Origin of the sequence: Streptococcus respiraculi, from assembly GCF_003595525.1 — a bacterium.
In the GTDB taxonomy this organism is placed as follows: Bacteria; Bacillota; Bacilli; order Lactobacillales; family Streptococcaceae; genus Streptococcus; species Streptococcus respiraculi.
The window spans coordinates 1,977,962-2,000,992 of sequence record NZ_CP022680.1; the positions used below are offsets into that span (position 1 = coordinate 1,977,962).

17 protein-coding genes are annotated in these 23,031 nt (G+C 42.4%); all 17 read right to left on the reverse strand.

Features of this window, described 5'->3' with window-relative positions:
* Positions 1–314 precede the first annotated feature (314 nt).
* Positions 315–1,307, reverse strand: coding sequence for an aspartate--ammonia ligase (gene asnA / locus CHF41_RS09520; protein ID WP_119877053.1), 993 nt, complete (start codon positions 1,305–1,307; stop codon positions 315–317).
* Positions 1,308–1,406: 99 nt separating this feature from the next.
* On the reverse strand, positions 1,407–2,450 hold the full coding sequence (locus CHF41_RS09525; RefSeq protein ID WP_119877054.1) for an MmcQ/YjbR family DNA-binding protein: 1,044 nt from the start codon (positions 2,448–2,450) through the stop codon (positions 1,407–1,409).
* An 89-nt stretch (positions 2,451–2,539) separates the two neighbouring features.
* Complete coding sequence (locus CHF41_RS09530) at positions 2,540–2,719, reverse strand: twin-arginine translocase TatA/TatE family subunit (protein ID WP_119877055.1); 180 nt, start codon at positions 2,717–2,719, stop codon at positions 2,540–2,542.
* Position 2,720: 1 nt separating this feature from the next.
* On the reverse strand, positions 2,721–3,440 hold the full coding sequence (gene tatC, locus CHF41_RS09535) for a twin-arginine translocase subunit TatC (RefSeq protein ID WP_119877056.1): 720 nt from the start codon (positions 3,438–3,440) through the stop codon (positions 2,721–2,723).
* Positions 3,437–5,128, reverse strand: coding sequence for an FTR1 family iron permease (locus CHF41_RS09540; protein ID WP_119877057.1), 1,692 nt, complete (start codon positions 5,126–5,128; stop codon positions 3,437–3,439). The genes tatC and CHF41_RS09540 overlap by 4 nt, the downstream gene beginning before the upstream one ends.
* Positions 5,106–6,338: an iron uptake transporter deferrochelatase/peroxidase subunit gene (gene efeB, locus CHF41_RS09545; RefSeq protein ID WP_119877058.1), complete on the reverse strand. Its 1,233-nt coding sequence runs from the start codon at positions 6,336–6,338 to the stop codon at positions 5,106–5,108. Before efeB ends, CHF41_RS09540 begins: the two co-directional genes overlap by 23 nt.
* Positions 6,339–6,341: 3 nt before the next feature.
* Positions 6,342–7,202, reverse strand: a complete 861-nt coding sequence (gene efeO, locus CHF41_RS09550) for an iron uptake system protein EfeO (RefSeq protein WP_119877182.1) — start codon at positions 7,200–7,202, stop codon at positions 6,342–6,344.
* Between the two features lie 254 nt (positions 7,203–7,456).
* Positions 7,457–10,477 carry a SpaA isopeptide-forming pilin-related protein gene (locus CHF41_RS09555; protein ID WP_162911946.1) on the reverse strand — a complete coding sequence of 1,007 codons (3,021 nt, stop codon included), beginning with the start codon at positions 10,475–10,477 and terminating at the stop codon, positions 7,457–7,459.
* Positions 10,478–11,143: 666 nt separating this feature from the next.
* The gene (locus tag CHF41_RS09560; RefSeq protein ID WP_119877060.1) at positions 11,144–11,659 is read right to left on the reverse strand and encodes a kinase; all 516 of its coding nucleotides are present in this window, start codon (positions 11,657–11,659) and stop codon (positions 11,144–11,146) included.
* A complete protein-coding gene (locus tag CHF41_RS09565; protein ID WP_119877061.1) occupies positions 11,659–12,096 on the reverse strand; it encodes a CoA-binding protein in 438 nt (145 codons plus the stop codon). The genes CHF41_RS09560 and CHF41_RS09565 overlap by 1 nt, the downstream gene beginning before the upstream one ends.
* 518 nt (positions 12,097–12,614) lie before the next feature.
* Positions 12,615–14,363: an ABC transporter ATP-binding protein gene (locus tag CHF41_RS09570; RefSeq protein WP_119877062.1), complete on the reverse strand. Its 1,749-nt coding sequence runs from the start codon at positions 14,361–14,363 to the stop codon at positions 12,615–12,617.
* Complete coding sequence (locus CHF41_RS09575; protein WP_119877063.1) at positions 14,353–16,119, reverse strand: ABC transporter ATP-binding protein; 1,767 nt, start codon at positions 16,117–16,119, stop codon at positions 14,353–14,355. Before CHF41_RS09575 ends, CHF41_RS09570 begins: the two co-directional genes overlap by 11 nt.
* Complete coding sequence (locus tag CHF41_RS09580) at positions 16,116–16,568, reverse strand: MarR family winged helix-turn-helix transcriptional regulator (RefSeq protein ID WP_240622957.1); 453 nt, start codon at positions 16,566–16,568, stop codon at positions 16,116–16,118. Before CHF41_RS09580 ends, CHF41_RS09575 begins: the two co-directional genes overlap by 4 nt.
* 337 nt (positions 16,569–16,905) lie before the next feature.
* Positions 16,906–18,684 carry an ABC transporter ATP-binding protein gene (locus tag CHF41_RS09585; protein ID WP_119877065.1) on the reverse strand — a complete coding sequence of 593 codons (1,779 nt, stop codon included), beginning with the start codon at positions 18,682–18,684 and terminating at the stop codon, positions 16,906–16,908.
* A gap of 8 nt (positions 18,685–18,692) precedes the next feature.
* Positions 18,693–20,429 (reverse strand): ABC transporter ATP-binding protein, encoded by a 1,737-nt coding sequence (locus CHF41_RS09590; RefSeq protein WP_119877066.1) that lies wholly within the window; start codon positions 20,427–20,429, stop codon positions 18,693–18,695.
* A gap of 124 nt (positions 20,430–20,553) precedes the next feature.
* A complete protein-coding gene (locus CHF41_RS09595) occupies positions 20,554–21,537 on the reverse strand; it encodes a C-terminal binding protein (RefSeq protein ID WP_119877067.1) in 984 nt (327 codons plus the stop codon).
* 15 nt (positions 21,538–21,552) lie between these two features.
* On the reverse strand, positions 21,553–22,896 hold the full coding sequence (locus tag CHF41_RS09600) for a YjiH family protein (RefSeq protein ID WP_119877068.1): 1,344 nt from the start codon (positions 22,894–22,896) through the stop codon (positions 21,553–21,555).
* Positions 22,897–23,031: the final 135 nt, after the last annotated feature.

Sequence of the window (23,031 nt, forward strand, 5' to 3'; positions counted from 1 at the left end):
ATTGTATAGAAATCGATTTTGTCAATTTTACTGGCTCATTTCTAGGTTCGGTACCAATAGTCACTCCCCTGACTATTGATATAGTGAATTGAATAAAGGTTAGGACATCGTTAAGTCACTTTGATGAACGCTAGTTCTAGCTGCAATTCCTTACCTTGTCTATTTCTTTCTCAATCCACTATATATGTCATATGTCAAACTGTTAAAACTACAAAATATGGGGCCACGGACTTTTGTCTCAGCCTAATATACGTCAAACTATCAAAGAAACGAGCCTAGGCACTTTTTGCCTAGGCTCGTTTTTTTCACTTTTCTTACAAGATATTCTCAAAGGTATCACGGACGTCTTGTGGCCAGACGCTGGATTGGACTTCGCCGATGTGCTTTTTGCGGAGCAGGAACATGGCAAGGCGTGATTGGCCAATTCCCCCACCGATTGAAAGCGGGAAGAGACCGTTTAGGAGGGCCTTATGCCATTCAAATTCCAGTCGATCTTCATCACCTGTAATAGCTACCTGACGTTTTAGGGCTTCTTCATCAACCCGAATCCCCATAGAGGACAATTCAAAGGCGGATTGCAACTGCTCATTCCAAACTAGAATGTCACCATTCAGTCCCTTAAAGCCATTTTCAGACGGCGTTGTCCAGTCATCGTAGTCCGGCGCTCTGCCGTCATGTGGTTTGCCGTCTGGTAACTCTCCACCAATTCCAATCAGGAAAACAGCTCCATACTCTTTTGCAATGGCGTTTTCTCGCTCTTTTGGTGTCAAATCTGGATAGTGCTCTGCCAATTCTTCCGAATGAATAAAGGTAATTTGCTTAGGCAGTACCGCTTCAATATCATAGCGAGCTTCAACAGCTAGTTCAGTTAATCGAATGGCCTTATAAATCAGCTCGACCGTCTCTTTCAAATAGGCGAGATTGCGTCTGCCGTCTGGAATCACCTTTTCCCAGTCCCATTGGTCTACATAGACTGAGTGAATCGGGTCAAGCGAGTCTTCATCTGGACGAAGCGCCTTCATGTGGACAAACAAGCCCTCCCCTTCATTGAAGCCAAAACGAGCCAAGGTATGGCGTTTCCATTTGGCTAAGGAATGGACCACCTCATAGGTCGCATCGGGAATCAACTTGACATTGACGGTCACCGCGTTTTCAACCCCTGAAAGATTGTCCTGCATCCCGTCTCCAACACGACTCAAAATCGGCCCTTGTACTTCTACAATTTCCAACTTGTCCTTTAAATATTGGGTAAAGGTATTTTTGACAAAGGAAATTTCTTCTTGCTGGTGGATAAAACTCTTCTTCATACTTTATAACCTCCAAAACTATACTCCTATTATAGCTTTTTTAAGGGATATGTAAAGCAAAATATTAAATTTTCTGATAATTTCATGTACCTACTAACATTACTCTTTCAGCAAGTTTTCAAGAGCCTCACAACACTCAGGCGTCGCAAGCCGTGGCCCCCGAACTGCTTTTACTCCTAGCTCCTTCATCCGTGACAAGGGAAAATCGTTGTCAGCAAGCTCGCGTAAGAGCTCTAGCTGCATATATTCCTTGTCTGCCTCAAGTATAAAGGACCTGGTCACACGACAAAGATAGCGAATCGCCTGAATCGGTGCAGTCATGTAAATACAGATTATGTCTCCTGCCTTGATTTTAGGCTTCTGAGCCCAGAGAATCGTACCTTTACTACGCAACTCAGTATCAATATCATAAACTTTGGGGTTGGCAGGGATAAGCCAGCAACAAGGACCAGATGAGACGTGCTTCATTTTCGGAGCGACCAAATCACGACTCTTACTGACGAGCTCAAACAAGACCTCATCTATCAAACTGCCGTCCAAGCTTATCGAAACCCAGGTTTTCTTAGACATGTGGTAGGCGGGATAAATACCCACTGTTGAAAGTAAATTCTTCATCTGCCCAGCTTCTACTTTGATATTGATGATTTCAACCACTCCCTCCTTGTTCGCAACCCCTAGAGCTGTCCACGGCACTTGGGTCACCAAGCCATACCATTTTTGATTGGCCGCATGCCGCAGAGTCGCAATCTCTGGCGCCTTGGTAAAGGGATAGTCAGGATCTTCTTGAAAGCTCTTTTCTATATAGCGGACCAGACGATTTCCTTGGGCAGAATGAAAGGGTTCCGTTTCGGTACAATGCTGCACCACTTGATGCAGAATCTCCGCATAGCGTTCCCGTACCTCACCGACAAAAGAGCCAACCGCACGCTGGATACGAAAGGCATGATATTCCTCATCCATGTCCAAATCCCAGACTTGACTAGTAGCCTTGTCTGGCAAGATTACCTGAATCCGTGCTTCAAAATGCCCCTCCATAAACAGCTGGTAAAAGGTTAAGTTTCCATTTTCTTCCTTAAAACCGTAGTCCAACAGGCGCTCTTTCTGCCAAATTCTATCCTTGAAAAAAGGTTCTTCAAACAACATCTTATCCTCCCCTCTTCTGTTTAAAAAAGAGTGTGGAGTCGCTTCAAAATCGACATTCCTCACTCTTTTAGGGTCTATGTAACGCTGCACTAGTTAGCTGTATCATCTTTATCTGTCTGCTCTCCTTGATCCATGGCTTTTTTAAAGGATGAAATCATCTTGCCAATGGATTCTCCCAACTCAGGCAGGCGTTTTGGTCCAAAAATCAAGAGGGCACCAAGGACCAAGATAATCATTCCCGGTGCTCCAATATCACGTAAGATTCCCATATTAGGTTCTCCTTTTTTCTTTTCTATAATAGAGCCATTTACTGATAGCAACACTAACTTCATAAATGAGAAGAAGCGGCACTGTCATAGCTAAATCACTTGTAAAATCAGCTGGTGTAATGACAACTGCAATTACCAACAAACTAAAGTAGGCATATCTTCTATATTGTATCAAAAATCGCGGACTAAGGATACCAATGGAGGTCAAAAAAGCCACTAAAACTGGAATTTCAAAGACGACTGCCATGGGTAGAGTCGTATGTAACAGGAAAGCCAGATAGTTCTGTGCAGTTAACTGGGTATCAAAGAGCCCCTCTCCAAAGGACAAGAGAACCTGTAAGAGAGCTGGACTGACCAGATAAAAACCAAATGCCAACCCCGCCACAAAACATAGAAAGACAGCTGGAATATACCAAAAAACGCTCCTTGCCTCAGCTTTCTCAAGCGCTGGGACAACAAAGGACCAGACTTGATAGGTCATAAAAGGCAGGGTCAGGGTAAAGGCCACAAGGCTTGCCAGATTGATATAAATCCATAAAATGTCATTAGGTCCTAGGACAATCAACTTCTGAGAAAATCCTTGGGTCAGAAATTGGTAGATACTGCTTGAAAAGTAAAGACTAATCAAGAAACTGAGAAAGAAGAAGGAAAGGGTCCAGATAAAGCGACTCCGAAACTCAGTCAAATGCTCGACAATGGTTAATTCTTGCTTGGTCTTCATGATGTTTCCTGATTCTTCCATGTTAAATAGCCAATCAATGCGATGAGTAGAACTTGTGGTAGGAGAACTTCCTGACTTGGATAAAGGCCGATAAGATCCACCGTTGGGACGCCTTTTATCACATGACTAGGCAAGATATTGGTCAACTGCAGAGCATGGATACTCACTCCAAGCATCTTAAAGGCTAGGGCATACAGCAGCCAAGTCAGATAGTAAAAGACCTTGTGCGGCTTGACAGTGCTGGTTGTTTTCAGCATAACAACGGCTAAAAGCAGCAAGATTAGAAAGGCTAGGGCAATCCCTAAGAGAAATTCATTGAGACTGATTTTCGGCAAAATCCCCGCATAAAAAAGAATGGTTTCTGCACCCTCACGAAAGACCGCTAGAAAGCTGAGCGCAAACATGGAAATGAAGCTACCGCTTGCCGTCACGACCCGCATTTGTTCTTCCATGTAAGCATTCCATTTCTTGACCGAAGACTTGCTATGAAGCCAAATTCCAACGACAATCATCATGATAACTGCCACAATTCCAACTATCCCCTCAATCATTTCACGATTGGTCCCCGATGAAAGGGCAGGGAAAAATTGTTGCAAGGCAATGGCTAAAATCGTACTAGCTAAAAGTCCTACGACTGCTCCGCCATAGACCCAGACAAGCCCTTTTTTCTGCTTGCTAGCTTTTAAAGTGGACACTAGGGCCATGACAATAAGGAGGGCTTCAACCCCTTCGCGAAGCAAAATCAACATGGCGTCAACAGCATTATAGCTTGCAGTAGTATCAATGCTCGACAAATTTGCAATCAGCTGAGCCAATTTTTCTTGATAGGCTACTTCCTCCCCCCGCACCATGATAACGGGTGATTCACTCTCGACACGAGTATAAAGGCTAGGATTTCGCGTGCTGACATCTCCTTCAATTGTCGGCCAAATGGTGATAAATTCCTTCATCAAGGAAGCTCCTTTGGTCTTATCTCCTGTCTCAAAGGCTGTCTTTGCCTGCTCTAGCAAGTCAATTCCATCTTTCAAGGTCAGGTTGGTCGTAACTTGCGCCACTTCCTTTCCATCCTTAAATGCCTGAATCGCATCTTTTAAGTCATCAAAGGAGGTTTGGATAGCGGCATAGTCAATTGGCTCGGTCTCAATGCTGCTGCGCAAGAAAGAAATAGCTGTTTCAATTTTCCCATAGTGACCCGTGCTGGTATCGCGGACAATACCTTCATTGACCGTCCACGTATTGTTGAGTTTTTTGTACCGCTCCTTGATTACTGCGATGTCCTTGCTATCAAGAGCCACCTGCAACTGCTCGTAGTAAGGTACGAGCTTATTCATCAACTTCTCTTTTTCGGCAGCAACATCAACTGGGTGTTGCTCGGCATCAAAATCCAAGAGAGCTTTTGAAACAGCAACTAAATTTTCTTCTGACGGTGTCTTTTCTAATTCCGAAAGACGTTTTATCACTAACTGACCCGCTTTAGAATCGTGGTTGTCGACCTGTGTGAAATCTGCCTGCAATTGAGTAATCAGCTGCTCCACTCTTTCCTTGTCCCCTTTGTTCAAGGCCGTGGTCGCATCTGTAATCATGATAAAGAGATGGCTATAGGATTCTTTTGCAAATACTGGGCTGGTAAATACAGTAAGCACCAATACGGCAGCCAGCACGAGTTTATTCAAATAAGGCTTGACCAATGTACTCTCCTTTTTTTACGCCAGCAAAGCAGGCAAATAAGCCACTTCCGACATGTGTGATATACTCATTTAACTTGTCCAGATTTCCGAGATTGTTCTGAATGGTGATAAACTGTTCTGGATCTTTTTGGAAAGAAATAAAGAGTAGGCCTGAGTCAAATTGCCCCGTTTTCTCATCAATTCCATCTGAATAGGAAAAGGCCCTACGATAAATTTCAATGCCTGTTTCCTTAGCCAGACGAACATGGGAATCAACAGGCACAACTGGCTCACCCTTATCGTCTTTTAAGTCCAAGTCCACCTCGTCAAATTCATCTTTTTGCCCAAAGGCTGCACCGTTTTCCTTGTAGCGACCGAAGGTGTTTTCCTGCTCTTTCAAACTCGTCCTATCCCACGTTTCTAGGAACATCTGAATCCTGCGGACCGCCATATAGGTACCACCCCGCATCCAGTTAGCCTCATCACACCAGATGACTTCCTTAAACTCTTCTTCCGTCTTCCCATTTGCCGTGCCGTCTTTAAACCCAAAAAGGTTGCGTGGCGTTTCCTTGCGATTGCCAATCGCTGCAAAACCAGCTTGACTCCATTTCATGGTTACGAGACTGCGACCTTTTCGGACTAGGTTTCGGACAGCATGAAAAGCAACTTGCGCATCGTCAGCACAGGCCTGAATGACAATATCTCCTCCAGTATAGGCTTCCTTGAGCTGGTCCCTTGGAAAGACTGGTAAATCTCGAAACTCTTTTGGTTTCTTACTTTCCAAACCTAGCTTAGTCAAAAAAGCAGGTGAAATCCCAAAAGTAAGGGTCAGGCGGTGGGGATTCAGACCAACCGTCTCTCCTGTGTCGAATGGTGGAAGATACCCGTTGTCCCCATCTTCTTTTACCAGCTTTCCAGCCACTAATTTCTCACTGTAATTTGTCCAATCTTTGAACATCTGAATGACTTCATCCTTGTCTGTTGAATGCAGGTCAAGTACAACGAAATACACATTTTTCTGGGTCGGAGTCACGATTCCTGCCTGGTGTTCCCCATAAAAAGAAATAGCTTCATTTCCTTCTACCTTTGCAGTTTCGCCAGTCACCTTATGCGCGAAAAAAGCAGACGCACCAGAGGCTCCAAGCGCAAGCCCAGCTCCTCCTATACCTGCTTTTTTTAAAAATTCGCGACGATCCATTTTTTTATCAAACCATTTTTCGTCTTTTGTCATTGTTTATTTCCCGTCCAAGATAATCCCCATTTGAGAAAGTGGCTCACCTAACTTGGTTACTGCTTCAGCCAGGGCTTTCGTATCTTCCTTGCTCAAATCTGTATAGAGTTTATAGTGCGTGTCATCTGTCATGTATTGATCCAGCAGACCATTCACATTCTTAAATTCTTTTTCAAGAGTCGTAACAAGGCTAGAATCTTTGTTCTCCAAGACTGGCTTAAAGAGTTCAAAAATCTTCTCTGCTCCTTCGATGTTGGCTCTGAAGTCATACAGGTCTGTGTGGGAATACACTTCTTCTTCCCCAGTAATCTTGCTTGTGGCTACTTCATTTAGCAAATCAACCGCCCCTGTCAACATGATCTCAGGTGTCACTTCTACAGTTGCAATTTTCGCTTTTAATTCCTTGATGTCATTGACTAATTGATCCGCATACTGTTCCGTACCTGTTGTGGTATTTTCTTCCCAAAGAATTTTTTCAATGCGGTGGAAACCTGACCAACCGTCTTCTGTTTTGTTTTCTTCCATATAGTCTACCAATCGGAAGTCAATTTTCACATCTGATTCGCCAAAGCTTTCTGCAATCGGCTCTGAACGCTCATAGGCCATCCGAATAACTGGATAGACTGTTTTCGCTTCTTCTAATTTGCCATCTTTGAGTAATTGGGCAAAATTTTCCGTATCGGTCAACAATTGTCCGATTTGTGCTTCTACAAATACTTTGTAATCAGTCGTTGCTTTGTCCAATGCTTTTTGGTCGACCTGCATCGTTGTGCTTTCTTGCGTTGTCTCCTGTGTCGATGTTGCCGTTCCACACGCTGTCAATAAAAGCGCTGATGATAATAGAACAATACCAAGTTTTTTCATCTTCATTCCCTTTCCTTAAAAACCTTTCTCTATTATAGCATAGCTTTTCTCATTTTTGAACAATTATCTGACAATTTTAATGCTGATTAGAATGATACTAATCAACATTATCCTGTCTGTACTCGCACAGTTTATCGACAGATATTCGTACGAAAAGTACGAACCTCTCGTCTAAAAGAAGAATACATGGCATTCAAAAAAGGATAGGAATCATCTCCTATCCTTTTACTCCTTTTATCATCCGCTAGGCGAAATTAATCTTTTTTGGCACGATATACAAATCCTGCAAGTCCTACTAAGGCAAGACCCACTACACCCATCCAGATAGAGGCAGCTTCACCTGTACGTGGAAGAATGGTTTTTGGTCTGACAGGTACTCTTCCACTTGGAGGTGGTGTTTGACTAGATGACATCGGAGTGGATGAACTGCTTGAAGGCTCTGTTGACGAACTTGGTTCAGTCGATGATGAACTTGGCTCCGTTGATGATGGCGGAGGTGTTTGCGTTTTCTTATTTGCAAACTTACCAAGGTCAACTGTCTGACCATCTTCTGAAACCGTCACTTCACGTGTTTCTGTACTCAAATCGTAACCAGAAATTGTTTTTTCTTCTGCAAGCGTATACGTTCCATAAGGAATTGACTTAAAGGTCGCAGTTCCTTTTGAATCCGTCGTTTCTCGAGCAACAACTGTATCACCCTGTTTCAAGACAAAGACAACACCTGGCAAGACTTTAAATTCATCGTCTGCATCAACTTTAGTGACAGTCACACTACCCTTGATTAGATGGTTCTCAAATGTTTTTAGATCAACCACTTGTCCATCTTTAGCAATCTTCACTTCACGTGTTTCTGTACTCAAGACATAACCATCTAGTGTTGATTTCTCAACAAGGGTATACTCACCATATGGGACAGCTTCAAAAATAGCTTCTCCGTTTTCATTTGTTTTTGCTGTTGCAACTTCTTTATCATCTTGTTTCAAAGCAAAGACAACGCCTGGCAATAATTTTGTTTTATCATCTGCATCGACTTTGGTTACTTTGACACTGCCTTTAATTGGACGATTTTCAAAATCAGAAACTTCTACCACTTGATCCAATTCTGAAATCATCACTTCACGTTTTTCATCGCTCAAGATATACCCATCAATAGTTGATACCTCAACTAATGTATAGGCTCCCTTCGTAAGATCATCAAAACGAGCTTCTCCGTTTGCATCGGTTTTCTTTCTTGCAATTTCTTTATCACCTTGTTTCAAGGCAAAAACAACACCTGACAATCGTTTTGCTTTATCGTCTGCGTCCACTTTAGTAACTTTAATACTGCCTTTAATTTGTTTGTTCACAATGTTGCCTAAAGAAATCACCTGATGATCCTCATCGATTGTCACTTCTCTTGGTTCAAAATTAAGAGCATAACCATCAACAGTTGATTTTTCAACAAGGGTATAGGTTCCTTCTGGGATTCCTTCAAACTGTACAATACCATTTGTATCTGATGTTGCAGTATATAATTCCTTATCGCCTTGTTTTAAAGCAAACTCAACTCCAGCTAAAGCATATACTGGCGTAGAAGAACTCCGTTCATTTACGACCGTAGCCGCGCGATCGACAACACCACCACCAGAAGGCGACTCTTGATACACAATAGAAGATGAAATATAACAACCTTTTGGTGCAGCTTCGCCTTCTTGATCCGCCCGTAGAGAGGCAGCAGAACGATCGACAACACCACCATGATTATAAATCGGAGGAGTGATTATACTAGAATGAGAGCCTGGAGGACATGGAACATCTGAAACTTTCCTAAATTCTATTACACCTGTGATGAGTTTCTTATTTGCAACCTGATAGTGAGCTGTTTGCACAGCCTCTTGATTCAAATCAATCGTCTGCGTAGGATTTTCAGGAAGCTTATAGCCATCTGGCGCTTCAATTTCTGTAACAGTATAGACCCCTAGAGGTAGGTTGCTCACAGTAGCTTTCCCATCACGATCAGTGGTTACACGTTTTACTTCTTGTCCATCTGCATCGGAAACTTGAAAGACAGCACCACCTAAATGTAGAGATTTATTCTTACTATCAACTTTTTCAATTTGAATATCTTTATGAGGGACACAGACTTCTTTTTGGGCATAACTATCCAAGGCTTTTGCCCACTCTTGAGTATCTTCTTTTTCTAATAAAACAATAATCCCTGACTTCTTGCTTTTTCCTGAAGTTTTATCTTTGTAAATTGCTTCTGGAACATACCAAATCCCTGTATCTACTAGATAATTTCCATGTGAGATGAACACATACTTCGTATGGGTATTGTTTTGAGTGGTATATTCAATACCATCGCTCTTGACAGTTTTTTCAAATAAATGTGTCACATCTTGCCATGTATCGCTGTGAGAACGATAGCCTGCAAGTTCTTCATCTTCTGGAACTGCATAGATTTCTAAGTGAGTATCATCATTAATCGGAACAGTTCGATCGTTTGGATAGCGGAATGTTAACTCACTTCCAGTACCTGATACCCTAACATTTGTTACGGTTTTAAACGACCTGTTGATAGGGTTGATTTCTGTCAATTTTGAGAGAAGCTCAACAGGGTTGTCCGGAGTCACACTATTGATTGAAGCGATGTCTTTCTGACTCCAGAAAACTACATTATAGGTATAGGAGTATTCTCGACCAGCATAAGTTCCTGTAAATGTATGAACCCCATTCTGTGATAATTTATCCTGATCCAGTGTTTCAATATACTCTGTATGAATACGAATGTCTTGGTGCTTTTCTACGTAATCAGTGAAGACGTAGGTAATGGCCTTAGTCGCTGGATCATAGTGAGCTGTTGCCACCAGTTCTCCGCCATTATCAGTCGTATAAATATCTTTTGCCCGAGCAATATTTTGTTGCATCAAGTCATTAAAACGAGTCTCTTGTGGCAACTGTACTGTGAAGAAGTCTCCTTTTTTCAAGGAAAGATTTTCATTCTTCAAAGTCCCATCAAAATGAGTCTGGATATTTTGGAAGGCATTGGCAGAATAATCTTCACCTGGTCCTGCCCATTTACCACCACCGTTATACTTATAATGGCGAATCGAAACATCCGTAAAGTCATTATTCACATTTCTACCAACTTTACAGGAATCACCATAAACATAGCTAATATTCGTATCTGATTCTGATGCATCTACTGCGAATACCTGGCCTACACTAGCAACATTACTGGCTAGCAATCCTAGTGTGGCACCAAGGTATACGAACTTTTTAAAAAACTTTTTCATATTGTTCACAATCCTTATCATTTAGCCTATAGACACATTCTCCCCCAAGAAGGGCAGTGTATCCCTACTTTTTCAGTTCTTGTAAAAATCAATTAGCCATATCTCCCCAACTAGGCTTGATTGTACGGGATAACTAAAGAGTTTTCCACCATTCTTACATGAAATGAAATACCTTATTTGAATCATCAGCTCATCTTAATCAATGCTCCAATAATTTAGAGTGTTCAAGCTACATACAGCTCGAATGACAATCTATCACTTTCTTCAGCCTCAAAAAGACTGAGTGATTTTTTCAAAACTATATTTACTTTTTTATATCTAATACAGTCCCCTTTCTCCCTGTATTTTTGCATCATCTTATTCCCGTTTAGTGTCTGCGACAAAAGCTAGACTTCATGATACCGCACAAAACCTAGCTTTTCTTTTATTTTTTGACACCTTCTTATATTATTATATCATATTTGACGGGGTATGTAAAACATTGATTATTCAACTTTAATTATCCCCCTGAATTTTTAAAAGCGTTTTTTGTAATCCTTTCCATGATTTGCTCCATCTGAACAAAAAAACTCCAAAAAATGAGCAAAACCCATTAGGAGATGCTCACTTTCTATACGATTGTTCATAAAGAAAAAAACAATAAAAACTACTATTTATTTGGTTCCTTTACCGAAAAGAAGAGAATTGGATTTCCTCTATCTGCTGACAAATCAGTTGAACAGCCGCCTCTAAACTCAGCTCAGCTGATAGCAAGACTTCTTCTTCCCAGCCAAGATAGTCCTTATCAATCCACCACCGTTTCATATCCTCCGGTGTAAAATCAGCCCTTTTGGAACGAGTAGCATGCCGCTTAACCGTTTCTTCAAAGGGGATGTCATAGTAATAGGCATAGACACGAGGAGCAAACAGCTGATGCAATTGCGCTAGCATCTCCCCATAAATATCAGCTTCATAAAAGCCTTCAACAATGACCAGCAAATCCTCTGCATGCCCGAAGCGTGCAATGGTTTCTGTTAGCCCAATGGATAAATTCCCTGGTTCAACCTTTTCTTTCAACATGGTTCTTCTAACATTATCTTGAGAAACCACCAAGGTTTTACGGCCATAGTGATGTTGCAAGGCCTCTGCCAGGCTCGTCTTTCCTGAACCAGAATTGCCGCGGATAATGACTAAAGTTGCCACTAGCTTACTCCTGTCATCAAGCGAACGTATTCTCGCTTGATACAACGATTCATCACCACATCGTCACGACCTGCGACTTCTAAAATAGCTGCTGCCTCTTCGTTTTGAAGCTCTAATTGGGCCCAGAAAATCTTGGCATTTGTTTCAACAAACTCACGCGCCACATCTGGCAAAAACTCACTTCTACGAAATACATTCACGATATCAATCGCTACAGGAACATCCGCCAGAGTCGCATAGACTGTCTCTCCTAAAATCTCGCTAGCAGCTAGACGAGGATTGATTGGGATAATCTGATACCCCATGTCCTGCATAAATTTCGCAATGCGGTTGCTAACCGTTTCTTCGCGATTGGACAGGCCTACCACTGCAATGGTCTTGCTATTAGCTAGATAACTCTTCACTTGTTCATCTGTTGGATTTTGAAATTCGTACATGGTACTTCCTCCTTTTTCTTTATTATATCATGAAAACCCTCACATTTTGCAAAAATAAAAGGCCTGAAATCAACAGATTTTCTGTCAACTTCAAACCCTTTAATTACCATTCACATTGTCCACTCTTGGCAACATGAAGCTAAAATCGTTCAACCTAATGCGCTCATTTTCCCATTTCTAGGCTCGGAGCTAAAGCACCTCACCAAGTTACTAGAGTACTAATACTTATAGGCACGAAGCTAAAATGGTTCACTGAACTGCCCTCGCTTTCGGGTTTCTGGACTCGGGGCTAAAACAGTCCACTGGACATTACTCGCGCTTTCCTATTTTTAGGCACGAGGCTAAAACAGTCCACTGGACATTACTCGCGCTTTCCTATTTTTAGGCACGAGGCTAAAATGGTTCACTGAACTACCCTCGCTTTCGGGTTTCTGGGCTCGGGGCTAAAACAGTCCACTGGACATTACTCGCGCTTTCCTGTTTTTAGGCACGAGGCTAAAACAGTCCACTGGACTGTTTTACTCCTCGACAAACTGGCTGTTGTATAGATTCGCATAGAAGCCCTGCTGAGTCATCAGAGTATCGTGGTTGCCTTGTTCGATGATATTGCCGTCTTTCATAACTAAGATGAGATCCGCATTTCGGATAGTGGATAGACGGTGAGCGATGACAAAGGAAGTACGGCCTTCCATCAGTTTATCCATGGCCTTCTGGAGTAATTCCTCCGTCCTTGTGTCAACAGAGCTGGTTGCCTCATCAAGGATAAGGAGAGGAGCATTTTTCAACAAGGCACGCGCAATGGTTAACAATTGTTTTTGCCCAACAGATAAAGTTACCGTATCATCTAGCAGGGTATCATATCCTTTAGGCAAGGTCATGATAAAATGGTGAACTCCAACTGCTTTGGCAGCTTCGATAACCGCTTCATCTGAAACATTGCTTTGGTTGTAAATCAGATTTTCCTTAATCGTTCCTTCAAAGAGCCAGGTATCTTGTAAGACCATACTAAAGGCAGCGTGGACTTCAGATCGTTTCATGCTTTTAATATCAATCCCGTCAATCAAAATACGACCTTGATTAATGTCATAGAACTTCATCAAGAGATTGACAATGGTCGTCTTTCCAGCTCCTGTTGGTCCCACAATGGCAATTTTTTGCCCAGCCTTAGCTGTTGCGGAGAAGTCATGGATAATGGTCTGATCAGGCAAATACCCAAAGGACACATGGTCAAAGGTCACATCTCCTTTTACAGAAGACAACTGTTGCGGTCTTGCTTGGTCATCTTCCATTTCTTGTTCACCCAAGAACTCAAAGACACGTCCCATCGCTGCACTGGCTGATTGTAAAACGGTCAAGCCCTGGGCAATCTGAGAAAGGGGTTGAGAGAAGATCCGCACATAGACCATAAAGGCCACAATCGTCCCCATGGTCGCATGACCATTTAGAGTCAAAGCAGCACCAGTCACCACAACCATGACATAGCCGAAGTTTCCGATAAACATCATCATGGGCATCATAATCCCAGAAATAAACTGTGATTTCCACATGCTGCCGTAGAGTGCTTGGTTGAGCATTTCAAACTGCCCTTTTACTTCTCCTCCCGCATGATAACTCATCACTACCTGATGACCAGAGTACATTTCTTCAACGTAGCCATTGACTTTGGCAAGATTTGCCTGCTGGCTCTTGAAAAAGCCCTTAGCACGCCCCATGATAATGCCAACAAAGACAAAGCCAAACAAGACCGATCCAATTGCTACAAAGGACAGAGTCACATTGGTTTTAAACATCATAATGAGCGCAGCAATCAAGAGAATACTAGAAAAAAGGACTGTCCCCAAACTTTGGTTGAGGGATTGGCTAGCCGTATCCACGTCATTAGTCACACGAGATAAGGTATCCCCTTGGGAATGACTATCAAAATAGCCTAGAGGAAGCTTGTTGATTTTTTCTGCAATAGCTGTCCGCAAGCGTTTTGAAAAATGCTGAACAATCGTTGAAATCGTAAAGGACTGAGCGTAGTTGACCACCGCACCAATTCCATAAAGAATAGCTAGGGTCATCGCGATTTCAGAAACTTTATCAGTATCAATCCCCGTCATCAAACCCTTAGTAATCAAGTCTGTAATCTCGCTGAGTTTATCAGGACCAATCACCGTGATAATGCCTGAGATAATCGCTCCAATCACCGCAACGACAAAAGGAACTTGGAAGCCTTTGATATAGGGCTTCATCTGGCTAAATAAAGAAGATTTTTTATTTTCCATTTTCCAATTCCTCCTTCGATAATTGTGAATAAGCAATTTCTTGATAAACTTCGTTCTGTGCAAGTAATTCCTGATGCGTTCCCTGACCGACTACTTTTCCGTTGTCAAGCACCAAGATTTGATCCGCATCCATAATAGTTGAAATCCGCTGTGCAACAATCAACTTGGTCATACCAGCAGTACGCTTTGCGAGTTCCTCCCGAAGAGTACGATCCGTACGATAATCAAGAGCTGAGAAGGAGTCATCAAAAATCAAAATTTCAGGCTTACGAGCAAGGGCACGGGCAATCGCGAGACGCTGGCGCTGCCCACCTGAGAAATTGCTTCCAGACTGGGCAACGTGGGAAGATAGGCCGTCCTCTTTTTCCTCGACAAAGCTTTTGGCCTGCGCTAAATCTAACGCCTCCCAAATGGCTTCGTCATTGAGTGGACTTTCCTTGCTTTCCCCAAAGTCGATATTGCTACGGATATCCCCAGAAAATAAAACCGCTTTTTGCGGAATATAGCCGACTTTGGCATGTAAATCCGCCTCACTGTAATCTCTCACATCGACACCGTCCAACAGAATGCGCCCCTCACTCACATCGTAAAAACGTGGAATCAAATTGACCAAGGTAGATTTCCCAGAACCTGTTGAGCCAATGAAGGCAACAGTATCGCCTGCTTTGGCGGTAAAGTTAATATGTTCAATGACTGCCTCTGAGGCGTCTGAATAACGGAAAGTCACATCATCAAAGACGATTTGATCTACATTTCCTTGTCCAACTTGCGACACTTGAGGCGAAGTAATGGAAGAGGTCAAATCCAAGACCTCGTTGATCCGCTTGGTCGACACTAAAACACGAGGCAAAATGATAAATAAGGCACTCATCATCATAAAGCCCATGACAACCTGCATGGCATAGGACGTAAAGACCACCATATCACTGAAAATTGGCAGCTTATCTGTTAGCTCAGCTTCGTTGATAAGATAGGCCCCAATCCAATAAATAGCCAAACTCAACCCACTTGAAATCGTCATCATAACTGGATTCATAATAGCCATTAAGCGACTGACAAACAAGTTAAGCGCTGTTAATTCTTCATTGGCCTGAGCAAACTTGCCGTCCTGATAGTCTTCAGCATTATAGGCACGAACGACACGGATACCGGTCAAACCCTCACGCGTCACACTGTTCAAACGATCGGTCAATTTTTGGACAATGGTTTGCTTTGGAAAGGCTAATGTCACCAAAATGGTCATCATGACAAGGTTAATCAAGACAGCCGCAATGACTGCCCACAACCAGTGGTCCGACTTCCCAACAATCTTGCTCAACGCCCAAACGGCCATAATCGGCCCACGAGTCGCTACCTGCAGACCCATGGTAAACAAGAGCTGAATCTGGGTCAAATCATTGGTCGTTCTCGTCAACAAACTAGGAACGCTAAAGCGTTTGACCTCCGCATCCGAGTAATCTAAGACACGATGAAAAATGTCCTTCCGCAAACGGGTCGTAAAACTCGCTGCTAAGCGCGAAGCCATAAAACCGACCATGACGGAAGCACCAAAACTGGCTAACGATAAGCCCAGCATTTTAAGTCCAGGCGACCAGAGATCTGAAGTCGTCGTATCTGGTAATTGCAAGAGCTTGGTGATTTCTGACATGTAGCTTGGCACTTCTAACTCCAACCACACTGTCAGACAGACAAAGGCAATACTAGCTAGAATCATCAACCACTCTTTGCTATTTAAGCGTTTAAATAGTTTACTCATTCTTTCTCCTTCTGCTCAATTTTCTCTAAATTATGATGAAGTTGTTGGATAACGTTAGAAAAGACTGCTAGATCTTCTGTTGCAATTCCCGCGATAAGTTGCTTGCGCACATTGCCCCAAAAATCACTCATTTTCTGACTCTTTTCCTTTGCACTATCAGACAAGCGCACGATTTTCTTGCGCTTGTCCACCTTGGACGACTCAACTACGATAAAGCCATTTTTTTCCATACGCTTGATGAGGTTGCTCGTCACAGACTTGGAAATTTTCAGATGATGTTCAATATCTTTTATAAAAATCTCTTCATCTTGGTGCATCGCAAGATAATGGAGAACATGCCCTTGCGGGCCTCCTAGCAATTCCATGTCGGCATCTCGCGCGACAGAATGAATCGCAGATCCCATCTTATGGGCTAGTCTTTTAAATTCTTGAAGTGGATCTGTTGTCATGATCATCTTCCTTTCAAAATTCGTTATCACGAGAACAATTTTAGCACTTTCCAATCAGATGTCAAGAAAAAAGTTCTCGTGAGAACGATTTCTGTTTGCGAGTATTTCCAGTCTTTTCTAGGTCGATGAATGATAACATAACTCCATTACTATCAAAATTAGCATTTTTCGATACTTTATTAGATAGTGCAGACACAAGCAATCTCCTTAGGAGTTTTATTGCTAAATGTTAAGGTTACGGTCTCAAAATTTCCCTTATTCGTAACAATATAAGTATTGTGAATCATACCACTTCAGATTAAGTGCATAACAAAAAAGAGCCAAACAGCTCTTTTTGTTATGCACTTTCTTCTTTTTTTGCGAATTGACTAGTGTAGAGGTCATAATAGAAGCCTCTATCAGCTAGAAGACTTTCATGATTTCCCTGCTCGATGATTTGCCCGTCTTTCAAGACCAAAATCTTATCCGCTTCTTGAATCGTTGATAAGCGGTGGGCAATGACAAAGCTTGTTCGACCTTTCATCAGATGTTTCATTGCCTTTTGAATCAAAAGCTCAAGACGGGTATCAACCGAGCTAGTCGCCTCATCTAAAATTAAGATTTTTGGATCTGCTAGAAGAGCCCGTGCAATGGTCAATAGTTGCTTTTGCCCCAGCGAGATATTGCTCGATTCTTGGTTCATCTCCATGTTGTAACCACCAGGAAGCGTCCGAATGAAGTGGTCAACATTTGCGGCCTTGGCTGCTGCGATGATTTCCTCATCTGTTGCCGCTAAATTTCCAAAACGAAGATTTTCCTTGATCGTTCCCTCATAGAGCCAAGCATCCTGCAAGACCATGCCAAATTGCTGGCGGTATTTCTGACGAGAAAGATGGCGAATATCATGTCCGTCCACAGTAATCGCTCCACTGGTCACATCATAAAAGCGCATCAAGAGATTGATAAGCGTCGTCTTTCCAGCTCCTGTTGGTCCAACAATCGCAACCATCTCCCCCGGTTTCACTTCTAGATTAAAATCTCGAATCAAGGGTTTGTTTTCTACATATTGGAAATCCACATGCTTGAAGCTGACTTGGCCTGTCAAATCCTGCGTCAACTCTTCTTTCTCTTCCATTGCCTCATCTGTCTCATCTAAGACTTGGAAAATCCGCTCAAGCGATGACTGAGCACTCTGCAAAGGCCCCGCTAACTGTGTCAAATTCTGAATGGGCTGACTAACCTGCCACACGTATTGGACAAAAGCTTGCATATTTCCGATTGTCAAACGTCCTGCGATGACCTGCAGACCACCGACAACGGCAACAATCAAATAAGTCAAATCAGACACCGCATGTAGGACAGGCATCATCAAACCTGAAATAAAGCTCGCCTTAAATCCTACATTCTGTAAAGTATGCGTAATTTCTTGAAAATCTTCCGTTGATGCTTCCTCACGACCATAAAGCTTAAGAACATTGAAGCCAGACAAGTTCTCCTGCACAAACCCATTGAGCCGTCCCAAGATAGCTGCTTGCTCCTTGAAATAGGGTTGCGATTTTTTAAGGATAAATTGAGCACCAAAGTAAGTCAGAGGAATGCTGACCATGACAATCAAGGCCAATTTAAAATTCAAAAAGAGCATCATGGCTACTACAAGGGTAATGGTAAATACCGCATTCACCAACTGAAGCACACTTTGCTGGAGAGCATTTGATACTGTCTCGACATCGCTCGTGAAACGTCCCAGAACATCTCCAAACTGCTGCTTGTCAAAATAAGACACCGGGATACGGTTGATTTTGCGACTCAAATCATTGCGCAAATCCGCCACCGTCTGCTGAACTGCATTGGTCATGAAATAGTTGGAATAATAAGCCCCGATTTCATAAAAGAGCGCACGGACAACATACAGCAGCAAAATCCAGAAAATATAGGTCACATTGATTCCTGCACCTGCCACACCTCTTGCCATGTCCATGAGATTTTTGGTCAATTCGGTAATCGCAAGCCCTAAGACAAAGGGCTCTAAGACACTCATCACGACACTCATAATCTTGAGGAAAATGGCTACAAAAAGCGCCAGTTTATACACTTTCAAATAGCTCCATAAACGAGCAAAACTAGATGATGGTTTCATGTCTCCTCCTATTCTTCTGTCAATGATTGGCTGTTCAGCTGAGAATTGGCAATTTCACGGTAGATATCATTACTTTCCATGAGCTCCTCATGCGTACCGCGACCGATGATTTCCCCCTTATCAAGTACGATAATTTGATCAGCATCCATAATAGTTCCCACACGCTGTGCTACAATCAGCACAGTCGCATTTTCCGTTACTTCTTTCAAACGGCGACGCAAAATCGCATCTGTCTTATAGTCCAAGGCTGAAAAGGAATCGTCAAAAATATAAATGTCTGGTTCTTTGACCACCGCACGAGCAATCGACAAGCGTTGCTTTTGCCCACCAGATAGGTTACTGCCTCCTTCTGCCAAGTGAGTATCAAACTGCTCTTCCTTGCTTTCGATAAACTCACGTGCCTGCGCCACATCGGCAGCCTGATGCAATTCCTCATGACTGGCATCTTCTTTTCCGTAACGGAGATTTTCTGCAATCGTTCCTGTAAAGAGTAGTGCCTTCTGCGGAATAAAGCCAATTTTTTGACGGAGCGCCTTGAGATTATATGCACGCACATCAACTCCGTCAACTAGAATTTTTCCAAGAGTGACATCATAAAAACGTGGAATCAACTGCACCAAAGAGGATTTTCCAGAACCTGTTGAGCCGATAAAGGCAATGGTCTCCCCTGGTTTTGCTTTAAAGGAAATATTGTGCAAGACTGGACTTTCTGTCTCTCCTGGATAGGCAAAGGTCACATTGTCAAACTCTAGATAACCCTTAGTCTCTGTCTCCGTAATCCCATCTTCATTTGGGCTAATCGAAATTGGCATATCCATGACCTCTTTCAAACGCTCGCTTGACACAGCCGTCCGAGGATACATGGTAAAGAGATTTGATAACAGAAGAAATGACAAGAGCGCATGGAAACTGTACTCAATAAAGGCCACCAAGTCCCCAATCTGCAACTCCCCGCGACCAAGTGGCGCTAGGGCAAACCAGACGATAGATACAATCATAGCAATGATAATTTGGACAAACAAGGGCTCTGTCAAGCCTGTTAACTTGAACAAACGATTGGAATTTTGCGCATACAGATCATTTTGCTCTGCAAAGCGTTCTTCTTGAAATCCCTCTCTAGCAAAGGCACGAATCACCCGTAATCCTGTCAGATTTTCCCGTGCATACTGGTTGATTTTATCCAAGGTTTTCTGTTGTTTTTCAGATAGGGGGCGGGTTTTTACGGCCACATACCAGACCACCATGGCTAAAAATGGCATGGCAAAAGCCACAATCCAAGCCATAGAGGGACTAGTCAAGAAAATCATCATCACACTTGAAATCATCATCAAAGGGGTGATGATACCTAATTTCAAAACCTGTTCTGCAAACTGCATCAAAACAAAGGCGTCACTCGTCATCCGTGTCACCAAGGATGAAACCCCGATTTGTTCATATTCATGATGAGAATATTCCTGCAACTTAGCATAGAGGTCATTTCGCATATCGCGGACCATGCTAGTGGTCAATTTACTAGCCCCATACGACAACACAATCCGCCCCATTGTTCCAAGAACAATCACCACGAGCATCATCATCGCCCAGAAATACAGACGCTCTGTATCTCGGCTATTGACACCCTCATCAATCATTCGGGCTAAAACGGTTGGTAGACCAAGGTTAACAACCACGAAAAAAATGGCACCGATAAAGTCCAAGACCAACCATTTGGGATATTTTTTCAAATAAGACCAGATGTAGTTCATTTCTCCTCCTTCACATAACAAGAAAAAAGCACTAGACAGCACTTTTTTCGATTTATTTATACCCAGTATAACAGAGTTTTCAGAGAAACTCAACCGTTCGACTTTCTGAAAACCTTCTCTTTTTTCACTGATTCAAGGAAATCCCTTTCAGATTGACAATACCTGCATTCGCATAATCTTTCCGTAGAAAGGCTTGAATGTTTTCCATATTTTCTCTGACACCATGCAGAAAAGCTTCTTGGGAATAAAAGGCAATATGGGGTGTCAAAAGGACATTATCCATTGCCATAAACGGCAAGGCGGTCAAATCAGGATCCTCACTCGAGACCACATCTAAAATGGCATAGGAAAGCGTACCGTCTGACAGGGCTGTAACCAAGTCTTCTTCCTTTACAACGCCTCCACGAGATGAATTGATAAAGACTGGAGCTTTTGTGGCCAAACTAAACAAGGATTGATTGAGCAACTCCTTCGTCTTATCATTTAATGGCAGATGACTCGAGATATAGTCACTCTCTGTAAAAACCGTCTCAAGAGAGACTGCCTCTACTCCTGTTTGAGCAAAGACTTTTTCAGCCACAAAAGGATCGTAGGCAATGACGCGACAGCCAAAAGCCCGCAGCCGCTCCGTAATCAGCCTTGGAATATTACCAAATCCGATTAGACCCACGGTCAGAGAAGACAAGCGGCGCATATCTGGAAAAAGCTCATAGTCCCATTTTTTATCAACTTTAATCGATTGGTTAAAATCATGCAAACGACGGTTGTGCATCAAAATGGCTGCAACAACATAATTGGCCACTTCATCTGTACAGTAACTGGCAAGATGAGACACGGGCAGCTTCTTCTTGGTCGCGTAGCCTAGATCAATACTATTAAAACCAATAGAGCGATAAAGAACCAACTTCAGATTGGGGAGATTTTCTAGAACACGCTGTGTCAGGGGTTCATAGACCGCAATCACCACATCCGCATCCTTGGCATTTGCGATTATCTCCTCTTCTGTCTGGCTTACCTTGACCTCGATTGTCACATCAAGTCCCAGTTCACCTATCACTTCCTGTTCATAATCCAGCATATGATCTTCAAATAGTCTAACAATTTTCATAAAGAGCCCTTTCTCTTACACAAACCATTTCGCCATTAAAATAATGAAAATCAGTGAAATAAAGGTTCTTTCTAAAAAGATAACCACCACATCAATGAAGGACATTTTTTTGTTGGTCGAGGTGAGCAAAGTCGCAGTTTCTGACAAATAGATAATCTGCATAATACTCATTGTAGCAATGATGACACGGCTGACATCTGACTGGATGGATTGTCCTAGAATAACCGGTAGATAGTTGTCCGCAAAGCCAGACATAATCGCACTCGCTGTTTGCTTGGCTTCTTCTACTCCAAAGAGGGCTAAAATTCCTTCTACTGGAAGAGAAATCCATTTCAAGAGTGGAGTGTAGAGAGACACAACCAAGGCCAAGGTTCCCCAGCAGACGATAATTGGGGTTAACCAGAAGACGTAGAAGCCCATATTGTCTACTTTCGCAGTGAAATTGGATAGACTAGCCGAGTTGGCACGAAAGATAGCCTTATCCAAACCTCTAGCAAATACATTCCCTTCTTTATGCAAATCAACTGTCATCTCGGTTGAACCATTCGCATAGGTATTCGGATAATTTGAAATAGGTGGAATACGCACACCGATAAAGGCTACAAGGGCTCCAATAACTGTCAGACCCATGAAAATTAGACCAAAATGATCAATAACACCGAGAACTGAACTCACTAGCACAACCCATCCGACACTTCCAGTCGCAAATTGTGACCCGATGATAGCCATTTCTTTCACTGTAAAATAGCCTTTTTCAAACAATTCTTCTGTTGCCATGATAGCCGCATTACCAGGGCCAATCCAAGCGCTAATAATGTTTACTGCACAAATTTCAGATACTTTAAATAAGGGCTTCATTACAATTCCGACTAGCTCACCGATGAATTCCATTGCACCAAATTCCAAGATAAAGGTCTGAAATAGGAGCATCACAGGCACCAACACAGACAATTGCGTAGCCAACGACAGCATCGCCCCTCCCGTATCTGGTGAGGTGATAAAGTCTGGACCTACTTTAAAGTATACCATGAGAGCGATGACCGCACCGATGACACGATTCAAAGTGTAAAACGGAGTTGTTGAAAAGAACTTTTTCAACAAGCGTTGTTTACGGATGATTGTGTCTGGCTTAATCTGATCTACCACTGCTAAAGCTGCACTCAATACAATAAAGAAGATGACGATAACTGTCAACGGAGCATTAAAGTTTGCTACAAATTGTTTTAAGTAGTAAAAGAGAATGGTATCAATTTTCCCTCCAAAGTTAAAAGGGAACAAGACAAAAAGTACACCGAAAAGCGTACAGCTAATAAATTTGAATAGACCCATTAGTCTATTTTGGGAAATTGCTTGGTTCATGACAAAACTCCTTTTTCGTTTTTGGAACACCGTTCCATTTTATTATAAAACTTTGTGAATTTTTTGTCAATCTTTTTTTGAAAATGATTTCATTTTTTGATAACAGAAACCTTTTTCATGATATAATAGTAAAAC

Excerpts from the sequence above, each read along its gene's own strand:
- asnA (WP_119877053.1), bottom strand. The coding sequence starts at position 1,307 with ATGAAGAAGAGTTTTATCCACCAGCAAGAAGAAATTTCCTTTGTCAAA.
- CHF41_RS09525 (WP_119877054.1), bottom strand. The coding sequence starts at position 2,450 with ATGTTGTTTGAAGAACCTTTTTTCAAGGATAGAATTTGGCAGAAAGAG.
- CHF41_RS09530 (WP_119877055.1), bottom strand. The coding sequence starts at position 2,719 with ATGGGAATCTTACGTGATATTGGAGCACCGGGAATGATTATCTTGGTC.
- tatC (WP_119877056.1), bottom strand. The coding sequence starts at position 3,440 with ATGAAGACCAAGCAAGAATTAACCATTGTCGAGCATTTGACTGAGTTT.
- efeB (WP_119877058.1), bottom strand. The coding sequence starts at position 6,338 with ATGACAAAAGACGAAAAATGGTTTGATAAAAAAATGGATCGTCGCGAA.
- efeO (WP_119877182.1), bottom strand. The coding sequence starts at position 7,202 with ATGAAAAAACTTGGTATTGTTCTATTATCATCAGCGCTTTTATTGACA.
- CHF41_RS09555 (WP_162911946.1), bottom strand. The coding sequence starts at position 10,477 with ATGAAAAAGTTTTTTAAAAAGTTCGTATACCTTGGTGCCACACTAGGA.
- CHF41_RS09565 (WP_119877061.1), bottom strand. The coding sequence starts at position 12,096 with ATGTACGAATTTCAAAATCCAACAGATGAACAAGTGAAGAGTTATCTA.
- CHF41_RS09570 (WP_119877062.1), bottom strand. The coding sequence starts at position 14,363 with ATGGAAAATAAAAAATCTTCTTTATTTAGCCAGATGAAGCCCTATATC.
- CHF41_RS09575 (WP_119877063.1), bottom strand. The coding sequence starts at position 16,119 with ATGAGTAAACTATTTAAACGCTTAAATAGCAAAGAGTGGTTGATGATT.
- CHF41_RS09580 (WP_240622957.1), bottom strand. The coding sequence starts at position 16,568 with ATGACAACAGATCCACTTCAAGAATTTAAAAGACTAGCCCATAAGATG.
- CHF41_RS09585 (WP_119877065.1), bottom strand. The coding sequence starts at position 18,684 with ATGAAACCATCATCTAGTTTTGCTCGTTTATGGAGCTATTTGAAAGTG.
- CHF41_RS09590 (WP_119877066.1), bottom strand. The coding sequence starts at position 20,429 with ATGAACTACATCTGGTCTTATTTGAAAAAATATCCCAAATGGTTGGTC.
- CHF41_RS09595 (WP_119877067.1), bottom strand. The coding sequence starts at position 21,537 with ATGAAAATTGTTAGACTATTTGAAGATCATATGCTGGATTATGAACAG.
- CHF41_RS09600 (WP_119877068.1), bottom strand. The coding sequence starts at position 22,896 with ATGAACCAAGCAATTTCCCAAAATAGACTAATGGGTCTATTCAAATTT.